The sequence below is a fragment of the Klebsiella sp. 28 genome (assembly GCF_018223905.1).
GTDB classification, from domain to species: domain Bacteria; phylum Pseudomonadota; class Gammaproteobacteria; order Enterobacterales; family Enterobacteriaceae; genus Klebsiella; species Klebsiella pneumoniae.
The window spans coordinates 1-9869 of record NZ_JAGRQY010000218.1 but is presented as its reverse complement, the minus strand read 5'-3'; the positions used below and the strand labels follow the sequence as shown (position 1 = coordinate 9869).

Annotated in this window: 7 protein-coding genes and 1 other RNA gene; 5 read left to right on the top strand and 3 right to left on the bottom strand. The window is 58.5% G+C overall.

The window, feature by feature from the left end:
* Positions 1–34: 34 nt before the first annotated feature.
* Positions 35–445: a 1,4-dihydroxy-2-naphthoyl-CoA hydrolase gene (gene menI / locus KHQ28_RS26590; protein WP_002909015.1), complete on the bottom strand. Its 411-nt coding sequence runs from the start codon at positions 443–445 to the stop codon at positions 35–37.
* A complete protein-coding gene (locus KHQ28_RS26585; protein ID WP_032418829.1) occupies positions 442–3498 on the bottom strand; it encodes an FAD-binding and (Fe-S)-binding domain-containing protein in 3057 nt (1018 codons plus the stop codon). Before KHQ28_RS26585 ends, menI begins: the two co-directional genes overlap by 4 nt.
* A 218-nt stretch (positions 3499–3716) precedes the next feature.
* Here KHQ28_RS26585 and ydiK point away from each other — a divergent pair, with 218 nt between their 5' ends.
* On the top strand, positions 3717–4829 hold the full coding sequence (gene ydiK, locus KHQ28_RS26580) for an AI-2E family transporter YdiK (protein ID WP_004148729.1): 1113 nt from the start codon (positions 3717–3719) through the stop codon (positions 4827–4829).
* Between the two features lie 188 nt (positions 4830–5017).
* Positions 5018–5125: antisense sRNA RprA (gene rprA / locus KHQ28_RS26575), an RNA gene on the top strand.
* An 86-nt stretch (positions 5126–5211) separates the two neighbouring features.
* On the opposite strand, the gene ppsA is transcribed toward rprA, so the two are convergent.
* A complete protein-coding gene (gene ppsA, locus KHQ28_RS26570) occupies positions 5212–7590 on the bottom strand; it encodes a phosphoenolpyruvate synthase (protein WP_002909055.1) in 2379 nt (792 codons plus the stop codon).
* A gap of 75 nt (positions 7591–7665) precedes the next feature.
* On the opposite strand from ppsA, the gene KHQ28_RS26565 reads away from it, so the two are divergent.
* From KHQ28_RS26565 to aroH, 3 genes are all read left to right on the top strand, one after another.
* On the top strand, positions 7666–7785 hold the full coding sequence (locus tag KHQ28_RS26565) for a hypothetical protein (protein WP_009484225.1): 120 nt from the start codon (positions 7666–7668) through the stop codon (positions 7783–7785).
* A 144-nt stretch (positions 7786–7929) separates the two neighbouring features.
* The gene (locus KHQ28_RS26560; protein WP_002909061.1) at positions 7930–8763 is read left to right on the top strand and encodes a pyruvate, water dikinase regulatory protein; all 834 of its coding nucleotides are present in this window, start codon (positions 7930–7932) and stop codon (positions 8761–8763) included.
* Between the two features lie 154 nt (positions 8764–8917).
* A partial coding sequence (gene aroH / locus KHQ28_RS26555) for a 3-deoxy-7-phosphoheptulonate synthase AroH (protein WP_211777741.1) occupies positions 8918–9869 on the top strand: 952 nt, incomplete at its 3' end.

Sequence of the window (9869 nt, the reverse complement as noted above, 5' to 3'; positions counted from 1 at the left end):
AAAAAGGGAGGCTATTCGCCTCCCGCCATGCGGCTTATATTACCGCGGTGGTTAGTCGTGATGAACAACATAACCGCGACTGTTCGTCGAAGATTTCAATTTGCCAGACCTGATGGCGCGTCCCGACGTGCAGCGCTTTGCAGACGCCGCGCACCCGGCCCCCGCGCGCCGAACGGATGTGGTTGGCGTTAACCTCCAGCCCCACCACCTTTTGTTCGCCTTCGCTGCACAGATAGCCTGCCACCGACCCCAGGGTCTCCGCCAGCACCACCGACGCTCCGCCGTGCAGCAGGCCAAACGGCTGCTGTGTGCGGCTATCGACCGGCATAGTGGCCTCCAGCGTATCGTCGGTAACGGTCTCAAAGCGAATATCGAGCAGCCCTACCATGTTCCCCTCACCGAGCCGGTTGAGCTGCTCCAGCGTGGCCTGACGTTTCCAAATCATCCGATTATCTCCAGTAACGCCTGCAGCGGGTGGCGAACGCCGCTGCCTTCAATACGCTTCACCTGACTGCGGCAGGAGTAGCCCGTCACCAGACAGCGGTTTCGCGGCAGCCGCTGCATCGCCTGCTGCCAGGAGAGCGCGTAAATGGCCAACGAGTTGGCGTGGTTTTTCACTTCATGACCATAGGTGCCAGCCATCCCGCAACACCCAACGCTGACGTTTTCCAGCTTCGCGCCGAAGTGGGCAAAAATATCTGCCCACTGCTTTGTCGCCGCCGGTAGCGCGGTCACTTCGGTACAGTGACCGAACAGGTACCAGGGCTCACCGCCCAGATCGGGACGGGCGTCGCTGGTTAGGGCCTTCGGCAACCACTCATGGACTAACAGCACCTGGAAATCGCCGCGCTTGTCGCCGAGCGTCTGCTTGTACTCATCGCGGTAGCAGAGCACCAGCGCCGGATCGACGCCCACCAGCGGCATGCCCAGCTGCGCCACGCGGTTGAGGAAGTCCGCCGTCTTCTGCGCGGTGCGCGCGAAGCGGGTGAGGAAGCCTTTGATATGCTGCGCCTTGCCGTTCGGCGAGAACGGCAGGAGCACCGGCTGATAGCCTAAGGCCTCGACCAGACGGATAAAGTCGGCCACCACCTGGGCGTCGTAGTAGCTGGTGAAGGGATCCTGCACCACCAGCACCATCTTCGCTTTCTGCTCGGCGCTCAGCGCTTCGAGCTGCTCAAGGGTCATATTGGCGGAACGGTGGCCGGCCATCTGCTGCTTCAGCGACGGCGCCGAGAGCAGCGGCAGATCGACCATCCCGATATGCTTCTCCGACAGCTTTTTCAGCCACGGCTGGTTAATAAAAAAGTTAAAGGTCTTCGGCGCCTGCGCCATCAGCGGCGCATAAGATTCGACCGAGGCCACCAGATGATCGCGCACCGGCCGCAGATAGCGGCTGTGGTACAGCTGCAGGAAGCGCGAGCGGAACTCGGGAACATCGATTTTGATCGGGCACTGGGTCGAACAGGCTTTACAGGCCAGACAGCCGGACATCGCCTCTTTGACCTCATGCGAGAAGTCATATTCGCCTTTGCGCGCATGCCAGCTGTTGCGCGTGCGCGCCACCAGCGAGCGCAGGCTGACGCCCTGCTCCGGCAGCGCCTTCTCCAGCTGGTTGGGATCGACGCCGCGGTCGGCCAGCAGGCGCAGCCATTCCCGCACCAGCGTCGCCCGCCCTTTCGGCGAGTGGATGCGCTGGTTGCTGACTTTCATCGACGGACACATCGGGCTCTTGACGTCAAAGTTGAAGCACAGCCCGTTGCCATTACACTCCATCGCCCCACGCCAGCTGCTGCGCACCGCGATGGGGATCTGCCGATCCCAGGTGCCGCGCTTCGCCGCATCGACTTTCATCATCGGCGCGTCGATACCTTCCGGAGGACAGATTTTCCCCGGATTCAGGCGGTTATCGGGATCGAAGACCGCTTTGATCTTGCGCAGCTCGGCATACAGCGTCTCGCCAAAGAAGGCCGGGCTGTACTCCGCGCGGAACCCTTTGCCATGTTCGCCCCACAGCAGGCCGCCATACTTCGCCGTCAGCGCTACCACCTCGTCGGAGATCTGCTTCATCAGCACCTCCTGCTGCGGATCGCACATGTCCAGCGCCGGGCGCACGTGCAGCACCCCGGCATCAACGTGGCCAAACATGCCGTAGCTTAGGCCGTGGCTGTCGAGCAGCGCGCGGAACTCGACGATGTAATCCGCCAGATGTTCGGGCGGTACGCAGGTGTCCTCGGCGAAAGGAATAGGCTTGGCGGCGCCTTTGGCATTACCCAACAGGCCGACGGCCTTCTTGCGCATGGCATAGATGCGCTCCACGCCTTCAAGATCGTGACAGACCTGCCAGCCAATGACGCCCGCCTCGCTGGCGGCCATCAGCTCGTCCAGCCGCTGGCACAGGGTAGTAACCTGCTGGTCAATCAGCGCCGCGTCATCGCCGGCGAATTCGACGATATTGAGCCCGAGCATCTCTTTATCCGGTACGTCGGTGATCAGTTCGCTTACCGAGTGCCAGACGATATCCTCGCGCGCCAGATTGAGAACTTTAGAATCGACGGTCTCCACCGACAGGGCTTTCGCTTCGACCATAAAGGGCGCATTGCGCAGCGCAGAGTCGAAGGAGTCATATTTGACGTTGACCAGACGGCGCACCTTCGGCAGGCGGGTGATATCCAGCCGCGCTTCGGTAATAAACGCCAGCGTCCCTTCCGAACCGGTTAAAATACGGGTCAGGTCGAACTCGCTCATCTCATCGTTAAAGACGTGACGCAGATCGTATCCGGTGAGGAAGCGGTTGAGTTTGGGAAACTTATCAATGATCAGGTCACGCTGCGCCTTGCAGCGCTGGTAGACCGTGTTGTAGATCCGGCCAACCGTCGAGGGGGTATTGCCCAGCGTCTCCGCCAGCGCCACCGGCACCGCCTGGGTATCGAGGATATCCCCGCCCATCAGCACCGCCCGCAGGCCGAACACGTGATCCGACGTTTTGCCGTACACCAGCGATCCCTGGCCGGACGCGTCGGTGTTAATCATCCCCCCCAGCGTGGCGCGGTTGCTGGTGGATAGCTCAGGCGCAAAGAAGTAACCATAGGGTTTAAGAAACTGGTTCAGCTGATCTTTGATGACCCCGGCTTCAACGCGCACCCAGCCCTCTTCGGGGTTGATTTCGATAATGCGGTTCATATAGCGGGACATATCGACGATAATCCCGCCGTTCAGCGCCTGGCCGTTAGTGCCGGTGCCGCCGCCACGCGGTGTGAAGATCAGCGATTTAAAACGCGGTTCGGCGGCGACGCGCGCCAGCAGCGCCACGTCCGCCGTGGATCGAGGAAAAATGACCGCATCCGGCAGCAGCTGATAGACGCTGTTGTCGGTGGCCATCGTTAGCCTGTCGGCATAGCTGGTGGCGGTATCGCCGGTAAAACCCTGTTGCTCCAGTACCTGCAAAAAATTCAGCACCAGTTGAACTACCCCTGGCGCCTGAGAAATTTGTGGGATCATCACGCTTGACCCTGCCTGACTATGTTGTGTTTGAAAATATTGTGTTGGTGCTAACTAAACGTTTGCGTAGCGCATTCAACTTTTTATCACATTTTTTTCATATGCGCCCACGTGTTTTCTGTGCAAAATCAGCCCGGCAAAATTATTGATATTATTATCAGTATATGGATTTACGCGGCGCCAGCTGTTTGGCGCGACTGGAAAGGTAAAATTTCTCTATGATTAATCCCCATCAGCCTCGGGACATTCCGCAAATACTGCTGTCGGTGCTGTTCCTGGCCCTGATTATCATATCCTGCCTGTGGGTTGTGCAGCCGTTTATTCTGTCCTTCGCCTGGGCCGGTACGGTGGTGATCGCCACCTGGCCGGTGCTGCTGCGTCTGCAGCGTGTGCTGTTCGGCAAACGACTGCTGGCGGTGCTGGCGATGACCCTGTTGCTGTTTCTGCTATTCGTTATTCCTATCGCTCTGCTGGTCAACAGCCTGGTGGATAACAGCGTTCCGCTGATCAAACTCATCAGCAGTGGAAATGTGACGCTGCCGGATTTCGCCTGGCTCAACAGCGTACCGCTGGTCGGCGATAAACTGTACTCCGCCTGGCACGGTCTGCTGGATATGGGCGGCTCGGCGATTATGGCCAAGGTTCGTCCCTATATTGGCACCACCACCAGCTGGTTTGTCGGTCAGGCGGCGCACATCGGCAAGCTGCTGGTCTACTGCGGTTTGATGCTGCTGTTCAGCGCGCTGCTCTACTGGCGCGGCGAGCAGGTGGCCTATGGTTTCCGCTACTTCGCCACGCGCCTCGCGGCCAAACGCGGCGACGCCGCGGTGCTGCTGGCCGGCCAGGCCGTGCGCGCCGTGGCGCTGGGCGTGGTGGTCACGGCCCTCACTCAGGCGGTACTGGGCGGGATTGGCCTTGCCGTCTCCGGCGTGCCCTACGCCGCTCTGCTGACCGTGGTGATGATCTTTACCTGTCTGGTTCAGCTCGGCCCTTTACTGGTTTTGGTGCCGTCGATTATCTGGCTTTACTGGAGCGGGGACACCACCTGGGGCACCGTGCTGCTGGTGTGGAGCTGCGTAGTCGGCACCATGGACAACGTTATTCGTCCGGTGCTCATCCGCATGGGCGCCGACCTGCCAATGATCCTTATCCTCACCGGCGTCATTGGCGGCCTGATCGCCTTCGGCATGATCGGCCTGTTTATCGGTCCGGTGCTGCTCGCCGTCTCCTGGCGGCTGTATGACGCCTGGGTGCATGAGGTGCCGCCGCCGCCGAAAGACCCTGACGTCGTCCTTGAAGAGCTTAGTGAGCTGGAGGCCGGTCGCAAGTAATGCCTGGCAGGCGGGGAGACCCGCCTGTTTCTTTGCCCGCATATTGTTAAGCAAAATTTATTGATCGCCGGCAATGCGCTGGCCCCGCGCGCCCTTCACCTCGCTTTCCTCCCCCGGTCCTTCACAACAATTTAACTATTGAGAGGAATCTGATCGACGGCAAAGGCCCCGCTGCCTACTATTAGCTCACGGTTATAAATCAACACCTTGATTTATAAGCATGGAAATCCCCTGAGTGAAACAACGAATTGCTGTGTGTAGTCTTTGCCCATCTCCCACGATGGGCTTTTTTTTGCCCTGCGCATCACGACACCAGATAGCCTGACACCGGTAAAAAAAATCCCCGGCATCGCTGCCGGGGATCGGTCCTGTCAGGGCGAACTTATTTTTTCAGTTCCGCCAGACCTAACCAGGTTTGTACCACGGTATCCGGGTTCAGGGACAAGCTATCAATCCCCTCTTCCATCAGCCAGGCGGCGAAATCCTCATGGTCAGACGGCCCCTGGCCGCAGATGCCGACGTATTTACCCTGTTTCTTCGCCGCGCGGATGGCCATCGACAGCAGGGCTTTCACCGCGTCATTGCGTTCATCAAACAGCTCAGAAACCACACCGGAATCGCGGTCCAGACCGAGCGCCAGTTGGGTCATGTCGTTCGAACCGATGGAGAAGCCGTCGAAGTACTCGAGGAACTGCTCCGCCAGCAAGGCGTTCGACGGGATCTCGCACATCATAATGATCTTCAGCCCGTTCTCGCCGCGCTTCAGCCCCTGACGCTCCAGCTCTTCGACCACCGCTTTCGCCTGGGCGACGGTACGGACGAAGGGGACCATCACTTCAACGTTGGTCAGTCCCATGTCGTTACGCACGCGCTTCATCGCTTCGCATTCAAGGGCGAAACAGTCGCGGAAGCTTTCGGAAACGTAGCGTCCGGCGCCGCGGAAGCCGAGCATCGGGTTCTCTTCTTCCGGCTCATAGCGCTCGCCGCCCACCAGGTTGGCGTATTCGTTCGATTTGAAGTCCGACAGACGCACGATCACCCGTTTCGGATAGAAAGCGGCGCCGAGGGTGGCGATCCCTTCGGTCAGGCGGCCAACGTAGAACTCTCTCGGCGAATCGTAGCCTTTCATCAGCTCGCGGATTTCGTTCTGCAGGCCCGGCTCCTGGTCGTCAAACTCCAGCAGCGCGCGCGGATGAACGCCAATCATACGGTTGATGATAAATTCCAGCCGCGCCAGACCGACGCCTTCGTTCGGCAGGCAGGCGAAGTCGAACGCGCGATCCGGGTTGCCGACGTTCATCATCACCTTCAGCGGCAGATCCGGCATGTCGCCTACGCTGGAGCTCTTGACGCTGAAGTCGAGCAGCTCGGCGTAGACATAGCCGGTGTCGCCTTCGGCGCAGGAGACGGTGACATTCTGATTTTCCTGAATGCGATCGGTAGCATCGCCGCAGCCGACCACTGCCGGGATCCCCAGCTCACGGGCGATAATCGCCGCGTGACAGGTACGCCCGCCGCGGTTGGTGACAATCGCCGAGGCTTTTTTCATGATCGGTTCCCAGTCCGGGTCGGTCATGTCGGTAACCAGTACGTCGCCTGGCTCAATGCGATTCATCTCGCTGATATCGTGGATCACCTTGACCGGACCGGCGCCAATGCGGTGGCCGATGGCGCGCCCTTCGGCGATGATCTGCCCCTGAGCGTGGAGGGTATAACGCTCCATCACCTGGCCGCGGGAACGCACGGTTTCAGGACGCGCCTGGACGATAAATAGCTTACCGGTGTGGCCATCTTTCGCCCACTCGATATCCATCGGACGGCCGTAGTGCTTCTCGATCTGCACCGCCTGCTTCGCCAGCTCCTGCACTTCCTCGTTGCTTAACGAGAAAATATCGCGCTGCGCCTGCGGCACATCTTCGATACGCACCTGTTTACCGTGCTCCTGGGTCGGCGCGTAAACCATACGGATCTTTTTCGACCCCATGGTGCGGCGCACGATCGCCGGACGGCCAGCGGCCAGCGTCGGTTTGTGGACGTAGAATTCGTCCGGGTTCACCGCGCCCTGCACCACCATCTCGCCCAAACCCCATGCAGAGGTGATAAACACCACCTGGTCAAAGCCGGATTCGGTATCGATGGAGAACATGACGCCGGAGGAGGCCAGATCGGAGCGGACCATCCTCTGCACCCCGGCGGAGAGCGCCACGCCGCGGTGATCGTAACCCTGATGCACGCGGTAGGAGATTGCGCGATCGTTAAACAGCGAAGCAAACACGTGCTTCACGGCAACGAGCACGGCGTCAAAGCCCTGCACGTTGAGGAATGTCTCTTGCTGCCCGGCGAAGGAGGCGTCCGGCATATCTTCCGCGGTGGCGGAAGAGCGCACGGCGAATGAGGCCTCGGCGTCATCGGCGGACAGCAGGTCATAAGCATCGCGAATCGCGTTTTCCAGTTCGCTCTGGAAGGGGGTATCGATGATCCACTGTCGGATCTGCGCGCCCGCTTTCGCTAATGCGGAAACGTCGTCAATGTCGGTTTCATCCAGCAGCGCATAGATGCGCTGGTTAACACCGCTTTGGTCCAGGAACTGATTGAAAGCATCAGCGGTGGTGGCAAACCCGTTAGGTACGGAAACACCCATACCGGACAGATTCGTAATCATTTCACCAAGGGAGGCATTTTTGCCCCCAACTCTGTCTACATCATTCATGCCGAGTTGGTTATACCAAAGCACCAGCGGTGACGAGCCATTGTTGGACATCGAGACAATCCTTTTGTGATTTAATACCAGTGAAAAAAATTTCACGATCGACTGCAGGATTATCCTGACATATTTATGAAGCTGAAAAAAACGGTGAATCGTTCAAGCAAATTATTTTTTCATTTTTCGGACTGTTCCCCCGATATTGCTAACTTGATGATTTTTAGGAATTCTGATGGAAAACGCTGGAAATAACGGCGACAAAAAGAAAATGAACCACCCTTTTCATAAAAAACAAAAATAGCGTTTCAATTTTAACAAGAGACAAATCAAACAGGGATATGCTTAAATTTAATATCCGCTTTCAGGCAATTAAACTCATTATACCGGATGGTCAAAATGGAAAGTGCTGTAGATCGCCACGTATTTTATATTTCTGACGGTACCGCCATTACGGCGGAGGTGCTGGGGCATGCCGTGATGTCGCAATTCCCGGTCGCCATCAGCAGCGTAACCCTGCCGTTTGTGGAAAATATCAGCCGCGCGCGGGCGGTAAAGGAGCAGATCGACGCCATTTATCAGCAAACGGGTATTCGCCCGCTGGTGTTCTACTCCATCGTCATCCCGGAAATACGCGACATTATTCTGCAAAGTGAAGGCTTTTGTCAGGATATCGTACAGGCGCTGGTGGCCCCGCTGCAGCAGGAGCTCAACCTCGACCCGACGCCGGTGGCCCACCGCACCCACGGCCTCAACCCCGGCAACCTGATTAAATATGATGCGCGTATCGCCGCCATCGATTATACCCTCGCCCATGACGATGGCATCTCGCTGCGCAACCTTGACCAGGCGCAGGTGATCCTCCTCGGCGTCTCGCGCTGCGGCAAAACACCCACCAGTCTGTATCTCGCCATGCAGTACGGTATTCGCGCCGCCAACTATCCGTTTATCGCCGACGATATGGACAATCTGGTTCTGCCGGCCTCGCTGAAACCCCTGCAGCATAAGATGTTCGGCCTGACCATCAATCCGGAGCGTCTGGCGGCGATCCGCGAGGAGCGCCGGGAGAACAGCCGCTACGCCTCCCTGCGCCAGTGTCGGATGGAAGTGACCGAAGTGGAGGCCCTGTATCGCAAGAATAAAATCCCCTGCCTGAACAGCACCAACTATTCCGTTGAGGAAATAGCGACAAAAATCATGGACATCATGGGGCTGAATCGCAGGATGTACTAATACACTAGTACATTATTAAAAATTTGTTTATGCTATCACCCGTGGCCTATACAGGATCATGCCCTGCTCTTGCAATAAGCAGGGATTGGTTTATCGTGATGCGCATCACTTCCCGGCATTTTCGCCGCGGAAGAAACAGATTTTTGAGACCCCAATGAATAAAACAGACGAATTGCGTACCGCGCGCATTGAGAGCCTGGTAACGCCCGCGGAGCTGGCCCAGCGCCATCCCGTAACGGCCGACGTGGCTGCCCACGTCTCGGCCTCCCGCCGCCGAATTGAAAAAATCCTCAACGGCGAAGACCGCCGACTGCTGGTGATTATCGGCCCCTGCTCCATTCACGACACCGACGCGGCGCTGGAGTATGCCCGCCGCCTGCAGGGCATGCGCGAGCGCTACCAGCCGCAGCTGGAGATCGTGATGCGCACCTACTTTGAAAAACCGCGTACCGTGGTGGGCTGGAAAGGCTTAATCTCCGATCCCGACCTCAACGGCAGCTACCGGGTCAACCACGGAATTGAGCTGGCGCGGCGCCTGCTGCTGCAGGTTAATGAGCTGGGGGTACCGACGGCCACCGAGTTTCTCGATATGGTGACCGGTCAGTTTATCGCCGATCTCATCAGCTGGGGGGCCATCGGGGCGCGCACCACAGAAAGCCAGATCCACCGTGAAATGGCCTCAGCGCTCTCCTGCCCGGTTGGATTTAAAAACGGCACCGACGGCAATACGCGCATCGCGGTGGACGCCATCCGCGCCTCCCGCGCCAGCCATATGTTCCTCTCCCCGGACAAGCAGGGGCAGATGACGATTTACCAGACCAGCGGCAACCCGTACGGGCATATCATTATGCGCGGCGGCAAACGGCCAAACTATCACGCCGAGGATATCGCCGCCGCCGGCGAGGCGCTGCGTGAATTCGATCTGCCGGAACAGCTGGTCGTTGATTTCAGCCATGGCAACTGCCAGAAGCAGCACCGCCGTCAGCTGGAGGTGTGCGCCGATATCTGTCAGCAAATTCGCGCGGGCTCCACCGCCATCGCCGGGATTATGGCCGAAAGCTTCCTGCAGGAAGCTTTCGGCCATAATCCCGGCGATGGCGGTGGAG

Bases quoted from the DNA above. Each gene is read 5' to 3' on its own strand.
- menI (WP_002909015.1), bottom strand. From the start codon at position 445: ATGATTTGGAAACGTCAGGCCACGCTGGAGCAGCTCAACCGGCTCGGT.
- KHQ28_RS26585 (WP_032418829.1), bottom strand. From the start codon at position 3,498: ATGATCCCACAAATTTCTCAGGCGCCAGGGGTAGTTCAACTGGTGCTG.
- ydiK (WP_004148729.1), top strand. From the start codon at position 3,717: ATGATTAATCCCCATCAGCCTCGGGACATTCCGCAAATACTGCTGTCG.
- ppsA (WP_002909055.1), bottom strand. From the start codon at position 7,590: ATGTCCAACAATGGCTCGTCACCGCTGGTGCTTTGGTATAACCAACTC.
- KHQ28_RS26565 (WP_009484225.1), top strand. From the start codon at position 7,666: ATGAAGCTGAAAAAAACGGTGAATCGTTCAAGCAAATTATTTTTTCAT.
- KHQ28_RS26560 (WP_002909061.1), top strand. From the start codon at position 7,930: ATGGAAAGTGCTGTAGATCGCCACGTATTTTATATTTCTGACGGTACC.